Source organism: Roseateles sp. P5_B10 (assembly GCF_056400485.1).
Genome location: NZ_JBFULE010000082.1, coordinates 1 through 13,376, shown reverse-complemented (window position 1 = coordinate 13,376; position 13,376 = coordinate 1). Strand labels below are relative to the sequence as shown.

11 protein-coding genes and 1 pseudogene are annotated in these 13,376 nt (G+C 69.6%); 9 read left to right on the top strand and 3 right to left on the bottom strand.

Annotated elements, in window-relative coordinates; translation table 11 throughout:
* The 5 genes from AC1DU6_RS08225 to AC1DU6_RS08205 form a co-directional block, all read left to right on the top strand.
* Positions 1–257 (top strand): hypothetical protein (locus AC1DU6_RS08225; RefSeq protein WP_477856635.1); only part of this gene is annotated, 257 nt, incomplete at its 5' end.
* Positions 258–339: 82 nt separating this feature from the next.
* Complete coding sequence (locus AC1DU6_RS08220) at positions 340–1,518, top strand: acetyl-CoA C-acyltransferase (protein WP_477856633.1); 1,179 nt, start codon at positions 340–342, stop codon at positions 1,516–1,518.
* Complete coding sequence (locus tag AC1DU6_RS08215; RefSeq protein ID WP_457324695.1) at positions 1,518–2,147, top strand: LysE family translocator; 630 nt, start codon at positions 1,518–1,520, stop codon at positions 2,145–2,147. The genes AC1DU6_RS08220 and AC1DU6_RS08215 overlap by 1 nt, the downstream gene beginning before the upstream one ends.
* Positions 2,144–2,809 carry an SDR family oxidoreductase gene (locus AC1DU6_RS08210; protein WP_477856631.1) on the top strand — a complete coding sequence of 222 codons (666 nt, stop codon included), beginning with the start codon at positions 2,144–2,146 and terminating at the stop codon, positions 2,807–2,809. Before AC1DU6_RS08215 ends, AC1DU6_RS08210 begins: the two co-directional genes overlap by 4 nt.
* Positions 2,810–2,863: 54 nt before the next feature.
* Positions 2,864–3,334, top strand: coding sequence for a MaoC family dehydratase (locus AC1DU6_RS08205; RefSeq protein ID WP_056204884.1), 471 nt, complete (start codon positions 2,864–2,866; stop codon positions 3,332–3,334).
* Here the strand turns inward: AC1DU6_RS08205 and AC1DU6_RS08200 are convergent.
* The 3 genes from AC1DU6_RS08200 to AC1DU6_RS08190 all read right to left on the bottom strand — a co-directional run bounded on the left by AC1DU6_RS08200 (position 3,315) and on the right by AC1DU6_RS08190 (position 8,796).
* Complete coding sequence (locus AC1DU6_RS08200; protein ID WP_477856628.1) at positions 3,315–3,686, bottom strand: response regulator; 372 nt, start codon at positions 3,684–3,686, stop codon at positions 3,315–3,317. The two genes, AC1DU6_RS08205 and AC1DU6_RS08200, sit on opposite strands and share 20 nt — an antisense overlap.
* Before the next feature lie 171 nt (positions 3,687–3,857).
* Complete coding sequence (locus AC1DU6_RS08195) at positions 3,858–5,666, bottom strand: PAS domain-containing sensor histidine kinase (protein ID WP_477856627.1); 1,809 nt, start codon at positions 5,664–5,666, stop codon at positions 3,858–3,860.
* Between the two features lie 115 nt (positions 5,667–5,781).
* Positions 5,782–8,796, bottom strand: a complete 3,015-nt coding sequence (locus AC1DU6_RS08190; protein WP_457323758.1) for a VIT domain-containing protein — start codon at positions 8,794–8,796, stop codon at positions 5,782–5,784.
* 270 nt (positions 8,797–9,066) lie between these two features.
* Here AC1DU6_RS08190 and AC1DU6_RS08185 point away from each other — a divergent pair, with 270 nt between their 5' ends.
* The 4 genes and pseudogenes from AC1DU6_RS08185 to AC1DU6_RS08170 all read left to right on the top strand — a co-directional run.
* Positions 9,067–10,401, top strand: coding sequence for a hypothetical protein (locus AC1DU6_RS08185; RefSeq protein WP_477856624.1), 1,335 nt, complete (start codon positions 9,067–9,069; stop codon positions 10,399–10,401).
* A gap of 44 nt (positions 10,402–10,445) precedes the next feature.
* Positions 10,446–11,582, top strand: coding sequence for an acyl-CoA dehydrogenase family protein (locus AC1DU6_RS08180; RefSeq protein ID WP_457323760.1), 1,137 nt, complete (start codon positions 10,446–10,448; stop codon positions 11,580–11,582).
* A gap of 353 nt (positions 11,583–11,935) precedes the next feature.
* The gene (locus AC1DU6_RS08175) at positions 11,936–12,535 is read left to right on the top strand and encodes a response regulator (RefSeq protein WP_477856622.1); all 600 of its coding nucleotides are present in this window, start codon (positions 11,936–11,938) and stop codon (positions 12,533–12,535) included.
* A 50-nt stretch (positions 12,536–12,585) separates the two neighbouring features.
* A pseudogene (locus tag AC1DU6_RS08170) lies at positions 12,586–13,376 on the top strand (methyl-accepting chemotaxis protein); the annotation flags it as partial.

The window sequence follows — 13,376 nt, the reverse complement described above, 5'->3', positions numbered from 1 at the left end:
ACCTGCTGCTGAGCACCCGCGAGGTGCTCACACCCGAGCAGCGCGCCGAGGTCGTCGAATGGGCGCCCGGCGTGGCCAAGCTGCCCTATTTCGCGCCAGCCTCGCCGCAGTTCGCCCAGCGCCACCCGGACTGGACGCGCGCCTTCTGGCGCCAGTTGTGCCAGGCCGTGCGGCGGCTGGAACCCGACATCCGCCCGGTTGAATGCGGCAGCGCGCCGGCCACGGCCTGGCGCCAGGCCCCAAGCCCAACCGATTGACCCTGGCATTGCGCGGCAATTGACGCGCACGTCAATTGATCGCGTCAGAATGGCGCATCTGAGTTACCAACGGAGTACAGCCATGTCCGACCCGATCGTCATTGTTTCCGCCGCCCGCACCCCCATCGGCGGCCTGCTGGGTGATTTCGCCGGCCTGGCCGGCTGGGAGCTGGGCGCCATTGCCATCAAGGCGGCCGTCGAGCGCGCCGGCGTGCCGGGCGACTCGGTCGATGAAGTGCTGATGGGTAACTGCCTGATGGCCGGCCAGGGCCAGGCGCCCGCCCGCCAGGCCGTGCGCAAGGCCGGCCTGCCCGATTCGGCCGGCGCCGTCACGCTGAGCAAGATGTGCGGCTCCGGCATGCGCACCATGATGTTTGCCCACGACATGCTGGCAGCCGGCTCGGCCGAGGTCATGGTGGCCGGCGGCATGGAGAGCATGACCAATGCGCCGCACCTGATGTTCGCGCGCAAGGGCGTCAAGTACGGCGTGGCCCAGATGTACGACCACATGGCCCTGGACGGCCTGGAAGACGCCTATGAGCGCGGCAAGGCCATGGGCGTGTTCGCCGAACAGTGCGTGGCCAAGTACAGCTTCACACGCGAAGCCATGGACCAGTACGCCATCACCTCCACCCAGCGTGCCAAGGCCGCCAACGAGAGCGGCGCCTTCGGCTGGGAGATGGCCCCCGTGACGCTGAGCTCTGCCAAGGGCGACACCGTCATCAAGTTCGACGAGCAGCCCTTCAAGGCCAAGCTCGACAAGATCCCGTCGCTCAAGCCCGCTTTCAAGAAGGACGGTGCCATCACCGCCGCCACCTCGTCCAGCATCTCCGACGGCGCCGCGGCGCTGGTACTGATGCGCGAGAGCACGGCCAAGGCCCGCGGCCTGGCACCGATCGCCCGCATCGTCAGCCATGCCGTGCACGCCCAGGCGCCGGAATGGTTCAGCACTGCGCCGGCCGGCGCCATCCAGAAGGCGCTGGCCAAGGCCGGCTGGCAGGCGGGCCAGGTGGATCTGTGGGAAGTCAATGAAGCCTTCGCCGCCGTCACCATGGCCGCGATGGCCGACTTCAAGCTGCCCCACGACATCGTCAACGTCAACGGCGGTGCCGTGGCACTGGGCCACCCCATCGGCGCCAGCGGTGCGCGCATCGTCGTCACACTGCTGGGCGCGCTGAAGGCCCGTGGGMTCAAGAAGGGCATGGCGGCGTTGTGCATTGGTGGCGGTGAAGCGACGGCGCTGGCGGTGGAGATGCTCTGATGCTGGGTACCCACGATCTGGCGCTGTTTGCCGCCACCGTCTTCGTGCTGAATGCGACGCCCGGCGTCGACATGGCCTACACGGTCGCCAGCACGCTGCGTGGCGGCTGGCGCCAGGGCGTGGCGGCGGCGGTCGGCATCATGGCGGGCTGCGTGCTGCATTCGCTGGCCGCGGCCTTTGGCCTGGCGGCGCTGCTGGCCACGTCGGCCGAGGCCTTCACGATCGTCAAGCTCGTGGGTGCGGCGTATCTGCTCTATGTGGCATGGGGCATGGCCCGGGCCGGGCTGCGTCCGGCGTCGGCCGCGGCCGAAGTCAGCGCCCCGCAGTCGCTGTGGCGCACGGTGCGCCAGGGCTTCTTCACGAACGCGCTGAATCCCAAGGTCGCGCTGTTCTTCCTTGCGCTGCTGCCGCAGTTCATCGCGGCCGACGCACCGAGCAAGACGCTTTCTTTCCTGTTCCTGGGCGGCTGGTTCATCGTGCAGGGTCTGCTCTTCCTGCTGGCACTGATCGCCCTCGTCGCACCGCTGCGCCGTTCCAGACCGCGACCCTGGGTGGGGCGCGGCCTCAACCTCGGGGGTGCGAGCCTCTTCACGCTGCTGGCCGCCAAGCTCGCCCTCACCAAACCATGAATGTCCTCATCATCGGCGCCTCGCGCGGCCTGGGCCTCGAGTTCGTGCGCCAATACCGTGCGGCCGGCGCGCGCATCACAGCCACGGCCCGCGATGAAGCTGCGCTGGAGCGCCTGCATGCCCATGGTGCGCGCGCACTGAAGCTGGACGTGGCGGACRCCGCCAGCGTGTCCGGCCTGGCCTGGCTCATCGACGGCGAGAGCTTCGACGTCGTCGTCATCAACGCCGGCGTCTACGGCCCCAGCACCACGGGCCTGGAGACGCCAACGGAGGTCGATTTCGACGCCGTCATGCACACCAATGTGCTGGGTCCGATGCGCCTGCTGCCGCAGATTGCCGAGGCGCTGGCGCCGGGTGCCCGCGTGGCCATCCTCTCCTCCAAGATGGGCTCCATCGGCTCGCGCGCCAGCACCAGCGGCTGGCTCTACCGGGCTTCCAAGGCGGCGGTGAACTCCGTCATGAAAGATGCCGCGCTGACCCTGGCAGGCAAGGCCACCGTCATCAGCTTCCACCCCGGCTGGGTGCGCACCGACATGGGCGGCTCGGGCGCCGACATCGACGCGTCGACCAGCATCGCCGGCATGCGTACCGTGCTGGCCAGCGTGAAACCGGCGGATACGGGCAGTTTCTTCAATTACGACGGGCAACGATTGGACTGGTGAGTCCCCTTTATTGGCGGCGCGGCGGCCCGGCGGATTGCGCTAAGGTCTCGACCCATGGACACAACCCTCGCAGAAGCCGAAACGACCAGCCTGATCCGTGCCGGGGAAACCTGCGAACGTCACATCCGCTTCACGCGTGAGGACATCGCCGCTTTTGCCCGCCTGACCGGCGACTCCAACCCCCTGCACCACGATGTGCAGGCGGCCCAGCGGGCACGGCACGGCGAGATCATCGCCAGCGGCCAGCAGACGACGGCGCAGATGATCGGCCTCGTCGCCAGCCACTTCTCGCGCGGCGATGACGGCGCGGATCGCGAGCTGCTGTGCCTGAACTTCAATTTCGCCTTCAAGGCGCCGGTGTTCGCCGAGCAAGAGCTGCTGCTGCACTGGCGCGTGGCCAGCGTGGAATGGAATGCGACGCTCGGTGGCTGGCTGGCCCTCGTCGATGGGCGGGCGACCGTGCGCAACGCCCACCCTTGCGTAGTCGGGCGTGGCACGCTGCTCGTCAAGGCAGCCAGGGCCTGATTTCGTCCGCGAGCGTGGTCACATCGATGGGTTTGCCGATATGGGCGGCGCAGCCGGCCGCCAGCGCTCGGGCGCGCTCCTCGGGCATGGCCTGGGCGCTCATCGCCAGCACGGGCACGTCGCGCAGCGACGGATCGGCCTTCAGTCGGCGCGTGGCCTCGTAGCCGTCGAGAACCGGCATGCGCAGGTCCATCAGGATGATGTCGGGCCGGCGCGCGGCGGCAGCTTCCAGGCCAAGCTGACCATTGGCCKCCCAGTCGACCTCGAAGCCGGCGGCCTCCAGCACGTAGCGCGCGAGATAGGCGTTGGCCGCGTTGTCCTCGACCAGCAGCACTCGCGGCGTGTTGGCCATGTCAGGCGCTCCCCATGTGCCGCCGGAGCCTTGCGGGCCGAGTGCCGGGCCGCTCCCAAGCCGGCCCGCGCTGGCGATGTGCTTGCCGGTCGAACCGGCTAGCATCGCCGTCCCCTTGGGGGACCGATCGGGCGCGCCTGCGTTCAGCAGGGCGAGACCGGGCGAGGGGCCTCATAGCGCGTCCATCTCGATGATGAAGCGCGAGCCCCCACCTTCGGCAGGCTCGTGGCGGATGCGACCCTGCATGCCGGCCAGCAGCTGGGCGCTCAGATAGAGGCCCAGCCCCGTGCCCTCCTGGGCATGGGCGACGCCGCCTTCGAGCTGGCGGAAGGGCTGGAAGAGCAGGGCTCGATGCGCCTCGGGGATGCCGGGGCCGTGATCCCTGACGCTCAGGACCAGGCGCTCGCCGTCTTGCCAGGCCTGGATCTCGATGTCACCTTGCTCGGAGAACTTGATGGCATTGCCCACCAGGTTGATCAGCACCTGGGTCAGCTTGCGGCGGTCCCCACGCCAGGGCAGCGACGGGGCCATGGCCAGCTTCAACACCAGGCCCCGGGGTTCGGCCAGCGGGCGCAACTGGCCCGCCACATCGGCGGCGATCTCGGCGATGTCGATCGGTTCGATGTGGAGGTCCATGCGCCCGGCCTCGATGCGCGACAACTCCAGCAGGTCGTTGATGAGGGCCAGCAGGTGGCGGCCGGAGCTGGCGACGAAACCGAGCTGGCGTTTCTGCTCGGCGTTGACCGGGCCGCTGCGGCCACCGTGGATCAGGTCGGTGAAGCCGAGGATGGCATTCAGTGGCGTGCGCAGCTCATGACTCATGCGCGCCAGGAACTCGGACTTGAGCCGGTCAGCCTCCTGCAGCCTCAGGTGCTCGGCGGCCACCCGCTCGGCGGCCTTGCGTTCCGAGATGTCGTGCACGAAGCCGACGAACAGCGTCTCGCCGTCGAGCTCGAAGCGCGCGAAACGGATCTCCACCGGCAGATCCCGGCCATCGGCATGTCGGGCCAGCGTCTCAACGCCGCGCCAGTCCAGGCGTTTTTCTCCGGTCGCCATGTGGCGGGCCAGGCCAGCGACGTGCTGCGCCCGCAGGGCCTCGGGCTGCAAGGTCGCCAGCGGCTGGCCGTTGAGGCTGCCCGGTTCATGGCCGAGCAGCGCGTGGATGGCGGGATTGGCGAAACGGATGCTGCTGCCGGCATCGATGATGACGGCGCCGTCGATGCTGGTCTCCCACAGCGAGCGGAACAGCGCCTCGCTGCGCTGCACGGCCTGGTGGGTGCCCTGGTCCTCGCGGGCGCGCCGCATCACGAGGCCAGCGGCGGTCAGGCCGAACAGCAGGGCGCAGACCATCAGCATGCCGATCAGTGCCGCCGCCGTGATGCGCGACGCCAGCCCGAGGCTGGCCGAGAAGCGCTGCTCCATCGGTGTCAGCCGCGCATCCAGCGCCAGCACGCGGGGCTGCAGCGCGGCACGGGCCTCGGGAGGCAGTTCGCGGGCCTGGTGGGCCAGCGCGGTCATCTCGGTGATCAGCTCGTCGGCCTCGCGCCAGATGGCGACCGACTCGGCCATATAGGGCAGGCCGCGGCAGCAGCGGTAGAGCCGGATCAGGCCGGACGTGTCGTCGGCATGGTTGCGCGATTCGATGAAGCCCTGGCGGGCCTCTTCGTCATGGGCGCCACCTCCGTCCATGGCCTCGCGTGCACGCCTGGCGTTCAGGGGCACGGCGATCTCGCGCTCGAACGCTTCGTACTGCGCCTCGTCGCCGGATTGCAGATAGAGCACCAGGGCCAGCGTCGCGCTCTTCTGCGCACGTGACCATTGGCTTTCGCCAGCGACGTAGGCCCGTGCGGCCGACAGCGCCGTGATGGCATACAGCCCCAGCACCGCGAGCAACGCCGCCATGCCGATCAGCAGCCAGGCCACGCGGCGCGCACCGTGCGGCAGCACGGCGGCTGGGGTGGAGGCGGAAGCGTGACTCACCGTGTCCGAGTATGCCCAGACGCTGCCGGCGCGGGAACCTCAGGACGTAGGACGTTGCCTTCTGTTCTGCCTCGGCAGGGGTGTCATGCGCCGAGTGGTCAGAGCAAACCGGTCGTTACTTCGCTGCGCCACCAGCCCGTCCCTCCACCTCGAAGCTGCCCACCAGCACCTGGTCACCCCGGCCCGACAGGCGAAGCACGACGCGTTCGTCCTTCTGCGCGCCGGTGCCGAAGCCGGTGGCCAGCCACAGCATCAGCGTCGTGTAGGGCGACACCAGCTGCTGGCTGTGGCCATAGAACTGGACGCGCACCTCGTAGCGGCCCGGCTTGGCGCGGCGCAGCGAGAACTCCTCGGGGCCGTAGCCGCCAGTGAAGTCGCGCGACATCGCGCCGCCCTGGCGGGTCAGGCGGTGGGCGTAGTAGGCCTTCTCGCCGTCGGGGTCGGTCACCCAGAGGTCGATGTCGGTGTTGTCGGCGTCCCAGGTCAGCACAGCGCGCAGGTCCAGCGGCAGGTTTTGGCGCAGGCGCGCGTCGACACGCGACAGGTCCGGCTTGGGCGTCCGGGCGGCCAGGGCATTGAGCTCGGTCAGCGCAATCAGGTCGATGTCGGCAAAACGCCCGTCCCAGGGCCGGCTGGCCACGTCCCACAACAGGTCCAGCGCGCGCTGGGGCTGGGTGGCGGCGAGGGCCAGGGCGAGGTCGCGCGAGGACTGCGGCTCGTCCGGTGCCAGTTCGCGCACGCGCTCCAGCAGCGGCACGGCCAGGGGGGTCTGGCCGGCCTGCTGCAGCCGGTAGGCCAGGATGCGCAGGATGTGGCGGTTCTCCAGCTCCATCTCGGCGAGGTTGGACAGCACGCGCACGGCCAGTGCCTGCTGGCCCTTGGCGAAGAAGATCTCGGCCGCGTCGATGAAGAAGGCGGTGCTGGACAGATAGCCGGGCCGCTCGTCGAGGTAGATGGCATAGCGCTCGGCGTCGCTGGCCTCGCGCAGGCGGCGTGCGTAGGCGGCATTGGGCTCCCAGGCTCTCAGCGCGATGCTGGCCGGGGCGGCCGTGGTGCCGGCGTCCTCTTCGCGGGCGCGGCGCAATCCCGCCACGGACACGGATTCGAGCGCGGGCGCAGCTGAGGGAGCCAACATCTGCGCGAGAGGCGGCGGTGCCGGCGCTGCGGCGGGTGCTGGCGGCGGCTCTCGCAGGGCGATGGGGGCCGCTGGCTGCGCGATCGATGGGCGGACCGGCGCAGGCGCTGCCGGCCGGGTCTCGGCCACGGCGATGGGCGGCGTCTCGACGGGCCCCCGCGGGAACTCCTGGGCCCACCAGGCCTGGCGCTGCTTGAAGCGCTGCACGAGGCTGTCGATATGCCTTTCGCGGTCGGCCTGGCGCGTGGCGCCGCGCTGGGCCAGGCTCTGCCGGTAGGCCGCGCGCAGGGTGGCCGTGGGGGGCGCGATCTCGTAGCGCACATAGTCGGCCAGCTCGTCGAGCACGATCAGCGAGGTCTCGGCGCTGAGCAGGCGGAACTGCTCGCCCAGACGCCGGATCTGGGCGCGGTTGCGTTGCTGCTCGGCCGACAGCTCGGCGATGCGCAGCTCGGCCCAGCGCCGCGCTGCCAGCGGCAGCGTGGCCTCGTCGGACGGAGGGCTCTCGGTCGGCGCCTTCAGCTCGATGCGGCGCTGGCTGCGCCGCCCCTGGCCATCGATGAGGGTGACGAGGAGGCGGCCGGTGACCACTGTCAGGCGAGTCGCGATGGCGAGGCGGCCGTTCTCGGGGTGCAGGGATTCGATGACGACGTCCTCGATGCCCTCGACGCCGTCGCCTTTCACGTCCAGTACCTGCAGGCCGGGCCTTGTCAGCGCGGTGAAGGCGGACGCGGTGCCCATCCGGGTCAGGTCCAGCAGGCGTGCACCGCCGGCCTCGGCGAGGCGGCGCAGTCGTGGCAGGTCGGCCCGGCTGGCGGCATTCACCGTGAACACGGGGCCGGCGGGTGGCAGGCCGCCGAGGTCGGGCCAGGTGGCCAGGCCGTCGCTGAACAGCAGGCTCATCGTGCCGCTGCCGGGGGGCGCGGCGGCCAGGCCGGCATACCAGGCGGCCGGGCTGCTGGCGCCGTCGTACGGCAACTGCTGCAGGGTGCGGCGCAGGGGCTGCCAGTCGCCACCGCGCACGTCGAAAACACGCACCGGCTCGGCGGCATCGCGTGCCACGGTCAGGTGCACGCGCACGTCGCGGGCGGCGGAGAAGAGGGCATCGAGCAGGGCGAACTCGCGCGCATGGTCGCGCTCAGCGCCGGAGCCGGAGGCATCCCAGACGAGGTTGAGTTCGCGAGGCAGGCGGGTGGCGCCACGCGTGCCCTCGGCGGCGGCGATCTCCGCGTAGGCATAGACCTGGCCAAGATGTTCCTGCACGATGACGCTGTCGCCGCCGCTGCCGGTCCAGCTCAGAGCCAGCGCCTCGCGCGGCTGCCAGTTGCGGCGCTGCAGCCGCAGCGACGTCTCGTCGCCACGGGAGAAAGTCTCGACGCCGGCCAATGCGCCGCTCACCTGCGGCTTGCCGCCACGCAGGTCGAAGCGACCCTCGAACTGGCCCATCGGCTGGCCGAAGTTCAAGGGCAGGCGGTACTGCATGCGCCCCTGCGGGTCGGGCTGCAGCGTCTCGGCCAGTTGCAGCATGACGCGCCGCTCGCCGTTGGGCGGCACCGGATAGATGCGCAGCTTGAAGTTGTTGCCGGCGGTGCGCTCGAGCAGGGCCGGGTCGACGCGACGGCGCGAGATGTCGTCGAACACCTGGCGGCCCTTGTCCTTGGGCACGGGCACGGCGCTGACCATCTCGCCGCGGATGTCCAGCGCAAAGCCGACGACGCTCTGGCCGGCATCGAGCGGGAATTCCAGCGTGGCTTCCAGCTGGCGCGGGTTGGGGTTGTGCACGACGAGCTCGATGCGCGTCTGCGCCTGGGTGCCGGCCAGCGTGGCCTGCACCTGCACGCGCTGCAGCGTCAGCGGCTCGCCGGCCTCGGGCGCGATGAAGCGCGGCATGGGCGGCGCTACCGGGGGCAGGGGCTTGGGCGGCGGTGGCGGAGGGCTGAGCGCGAAAGCGGCCGAGGCCACCAGGGTCAGCAGGGTGAGCAGCGAGCGAAGCGTCATGGCAGAGGGCATAAGAAGGTGTCCGGGACGGGCAAGCCAGGCGGCACCGACAACACCTTGCCCAAACCGGCATCGTCGGCGAGTGCACCGTGTTCGTCAGCGTGAAGCTGGCGAACACAGGGCCTCTGCTTCTACGGCGGCAGCGGGCAAACAGGGTGAACGCCGCTCCGAAAACCGCCGGAGGGCGACCGAGGGAATATTCCCTTCGGTCCTTTACTGCTACCGCGACCGCTGCTGCCTAAGCTGCGCCGTCTTCATGGGAGCTTGTCGATGCGCCGTGGGTTCAAGGTGTTGCTGTGGATCGTGCTCGGTCCGATGGCGTTGCTGCTGCTGCTGGGCATTGCCTGGCTGGCCTGCAATGGTCGCTGGGCGGATGCCGACCCTCAGCCGGTACCCCCGGAGCTGCTGCCGCAGGCGGTGACGCTGGCGCCGCAGGACAACGCCTTCTTCGACGCCCAGGGGCTGCGCGCGCCGCAGGGCGAGGCGCCGAATGCCTGGGGGCAGCGCAGCTGGCGTGGTGAGGTCAGCGGCGAAGCCGGGCTGCTGGCGCTGCCATCGGGGGAGGACTGGAACTGCAACGCCGCCAAGGAGGATTGCGTGGCCCGCTGGCGTACCGCCGCGGCGGGGCTGAAGGCGCAGATGGCCAATGCCAGCCTGTTCGGCGAACGTTGCAAGGCGCTGGCAGCCAGGCCCAGCTTCCAGGAGCCGGCACCGGTGCGTCGGCCCCGCCCACCCGGCAGCGCGTCCTTCGAAGCCCTGGCGCTGCCGCAGTTCGGAGGCGTGACCCATTGCATGCGCTGGTTGCAGATCGAAGCCGTGCTCGCGCCGGATGCACAGCGCGCGGAGCCGTCCTGGGCAAGGGCGGATGCGCTGCTGCGCCTCTTCGCCTCCGGCTCCCAGACCTTGCTCGGCCAGGCTGTCGGTTGGGCCACGGCCATGCGGCACCAGCAGTTGTTGGTGCAGTGGGCGGCGCGCCAGCCGGCAGGCGCGGTGCTGCCGGCTGCTTGGCGAGCCCCGCTGCCGGCACGCCTGCTGCAGCCGCGCCTGTGGATGGCAGCGGAGTCGCATTTCCAGCGCGAGACGGTTGCCGACCTGAGCGCGCATGGCGACCAGATGTTCGACATGGAACCCAATCCGCCGCAGGCCTGGGCCAGCCGGCACAGCCTGGGCTATCTGCCGCAGCTGACGATACAGGCCATGAGCGCCTACTGGTTGGCCGACATGCGGTCCTTCGGTCAGCTGCAGGGCCCCGCGTTGGCGCGGCAGGTGCGCAGCAAGCCGGAGCCCGACGCCTCCTGGTGGCGCTTCCTGCGCTGGCGCAACACGGTCGGCCACGTGTTGGTGGAGGTCGGCCGACCTGCCTTCGAAAGCTATGCCTTGCGCCAGGCCGACCTGGTGCTGTCCCAGGCCGCGCTCGACCTCAGCCAGCAGCTGAACGCGCTGCCCGTCGCGGAGCGCCCGGGCTGGTGGCAGCGCCAGACGCTGGACACCGGCGTTCGCGAGCGCCTGAGCCTTGAAGGCGACGCGCTGACCGTCCGCACCTGGCGGGGCGAAGTCGAGGCGGCGCATGCGGCGCCCTTGCGCTTCCCGCTGCGCTCCGGCTGACGCAGCCTCGACAATGGCTCATCCAATCCAACAGGTTGAGCACCATGCTTCTTACCGAAGACCACCTCGCCGTGCAAGACGCCATCCGCGCCTTCGTGCAGGCCGAGATCGCCCCCCATGCCGCGGCCTGGGACAAGAGCCACCATTTCCCCGCCGAGCAGTTGAAGGGCCTGGCGGCCCTGGGCTGCTATGGGGTTGCCGTGCCGACCGAATGGGACGGCGCGGGCCTGGACTATCTGGCGCTGGCCGTCATCCTCGAAGAGATCGGCGCGGGTGACGGCGGCACCAGTACCGTGGTCAGCGTCAACAACTGCCCGGTCTGCTCCATCCTGATGGGCTTTGCCAACGACGAGCAGAAGGAGCGCTTCCTCAAACCCCTGGCGCGCGGCGACATGCTGGGCGCCTTCTGCCTGACCGAGCCTCATGTCGGCTCGGAAGCTGGCGGCCTGCGCACGACGGCCGTCCGCGATGGCGATGACTATGTGCTCAACGGCGTCAAGCAGTTCATCACCAGCGGCAAGCACGGCGATGTCGCCATCGTCATGGCGGTGACCGACAAGGCCGCTGGCAAGAAGGGCATCAGCGCTTTCGTCGTCCCGACCAATACACCCGGCTACCAGGTCGCGCGCATCGAGGAGAAGATGGGCCAGCACAGCAGCGACACGGCCCAGATCCTGTTCGAGAACTGCCGCGTGCCGGCTGCCAACCGCCTGGGCGATGAAGGCCAGGGCCTGAAGATCGCCCTGTCGGGCCTGGAGGGCGGGCGCATCGGCATCGCCTCGCAATCGGTCGGCATGGCGCGCGCGGCCTTTGAGGCGGCACTGCGCTACAGCAAGGACCGGGTCACCTTTGGCCAGCCCATCTTCAACCACCAGGCGGTGCAGTTCAAGCTGGCTGACATGGCCACGCAGATCGAGGCGGCGCGCCAGTTGATCTGGCATGCCGCCAGCCTGAAGGATGCCGGCCGACCCTGCCTGAAGGAGGCGGCCATGGCCAAGCTGTTCGCCAGCGAGATGGCCGAGAAGGTCTGCTCCGAGGCCATCCAGATCCACGGCGGCTATGGCTACCTCAGTGACTTCCCGGTCGAGCGCATCTACCGCGATGTGCGGGTGACGCAGATCTACGAGGGCACGAGCGAGGTGCAGAAGATCCTGATCGGGCGGGCGCTGGCGGCGGGCTGAGAGGGCGAGAGGCAAGCCAACGCGCGGAACGCCCTCTCGGGCATGCCGGATTCCCGCTCACCGCTCTGAGCGGCGCTCATCACGCCGTCAGAGCGGCTGCTGCTCGTTCGACCCGCCCGTTCCTTCACGCTTGCCGCGGTGCTCGGCGAGGGCCAACCGTATGGGGATGCGGTTGGCTGGCTCGTGAACACCGCCGGCCGCCGATCAACGCCAAGCGGCGCGCAGCGACAAGCCGCAGGGCCAGTCGCCACCCCACCACTGCCGGCTCTTTCGTGAAATCAGGCGCACGCCACGTTGTTGACTAACGTGACACACGGCCCTAATCTGACAGCAACAAATCAGGAGCAGCCGCCGTGAATGAGACTTTGACGAGTAGTGAAGCTGCGCGGATATGCGGCGTGAGCTTTCGGACGGTGATTCGATGGATCGAGCGCAACGAGCTGCAGGCCTATCGGTTGCCTGGCCGTGGCGACTATCGCGTCCTCGCGACCGAACTGCGCCGGTTCATGAGCGTGCATGGCATTCCTGATCCCGATGACATGCCCGGGCAAGCCAAACGCATCCTGGTGGTCGACGACGAAGCCGCGATGGCCAGCGCGATCAAGCGGGCGCTCAAGCGCGAAGGCTTCGAGGTGGCCACCGCGAGCGACGGCTTCCTGGCGGGGTCGATGCTGCACGTCTTCAAGCCGCACCTGATGACCCTGGACCTCCAGATGCCCGGCATCGACGGCTTCGGCGTCCTGCGCTTCCTGCGCGAGCAGCCGCCGCCGTTTCCGCTGAAGGTGCTCGTCGTTTCCGGCGAGAGCGAGCAACGTCTGCAGCAGGCGCTCGAGCTGGGCGCGCATGGCGCGCTGGCCAAACCCTTCGAGAACGAGGAACTGCGGCAGGCCGTCGCGCGGATCCTGGGCGAAGCGCCCCGGGGCGCGCGCACCGGTGATGGCAAGGAGCCCTGAGGAGACCTTCGCTCGCATGGGGCGCAGCCATGAAYAACCACAGGCCAGGCGACACGACCAGCCTGCTGGCGCGCCTGCGGGAGATGCAGGAGAGCCTGTCCCGCGTGGTGGCCGGCGTGCGCGAGAACTCCGAAGCGGTCGCCACCGCATCGGCACAGATCGCCCAGGGCAACAACGACCTGAGCCAGCGCACCGAGGAGCAGGCCTCGGCGCTCGAGGAGACCGCAGCTTCGATGGAGCAACTCAGCGCCACCGTCAAGCAGAACGCCGACAACGCCAGCGAGGCCAACGCACTCGCGCAGGGCGCCAGCGTCATCGCCATCAAGGGCGGCGAAGTGGTCGGCCAGGTCGTCGACACCATGAAGGCGATCAACGCCGKCTCGAAGAAGATTGCCGACATCATCGGCGTCATCGACGGCATCGCTTTTCAGACCAACATCCTCGCCTTGAACGCAGCGGTGGAAGCGGCGCGCGCCGGCGAGCAGGGCCGCGGCTTCGCGGTCGTCGCCAGCGAGGTGCGCAGCCTGGCCGGTCGATCGGCGAACGCCGCCAAGGAGATCAAGAGCCTGATCGGAGCGAGCGTGCAGCGTGTCGAGCAGGGCACAGCGCTGGTCGATCAGGCCGGTGCCACGATGACGGAAGTGGTCAACTCGATCAAGCGTGTGACCGACATCATGGTCGAGATCAGCGCGGCCAGCACGGAGCAAAGTGCCGGCGTGTGCCATGTGGGTGAAGCCGTCGGTCAGATGGACCAGGTCACGCAGCAGAACGCCGCGCTGGTGGAGGAAAGCGCGGCGGCGGCGGAGAGCCTGCGGGTGCAGGCACTGCGGCTGGTGCAGAC

Excerpts from the sequence above, each read along its gene's own strand:
- AC1DU6_RS08215 (WP_457324695.1), top strand. The coding sequence starts at position 1,518 with ATGCTGGGTACCCACGATCTGGCGCTGTTTGCCGCCACCGTCTTCGTG.
- AC1DU6_RS08205 (WP_056204884.1), top strand. The coding sequence starts at position 2,864 with ATGGACACAACCCTCGCAGAAGCCGAAACGACCAGCCTGATCCGTGCC.
- AC1DU6_RS08190 (WP_457323758.1), bottom strand. The coding sequence starts at position 8,796 with ATGACGCTTCGCTCGCTGCTCACCCTGCTGACCCTGGTGGCCTCGGCC.
- AC1DU6_RS08185 (WP_477856624.1), top strand. The coding sequence starts at position 9,067 with ATGCGCCGTGGGTTCAAGGTGTTGCTGTGGATCGTGCTCGGTCCGATG.
- AC1DU6_RS08180 (WP_457323760.1), top strand. The coding sequence starts at position 10,446 with ATGCTTCTTACCGAAGACCACCTCGCCGTGCAAGACGCCATCCGCGCC.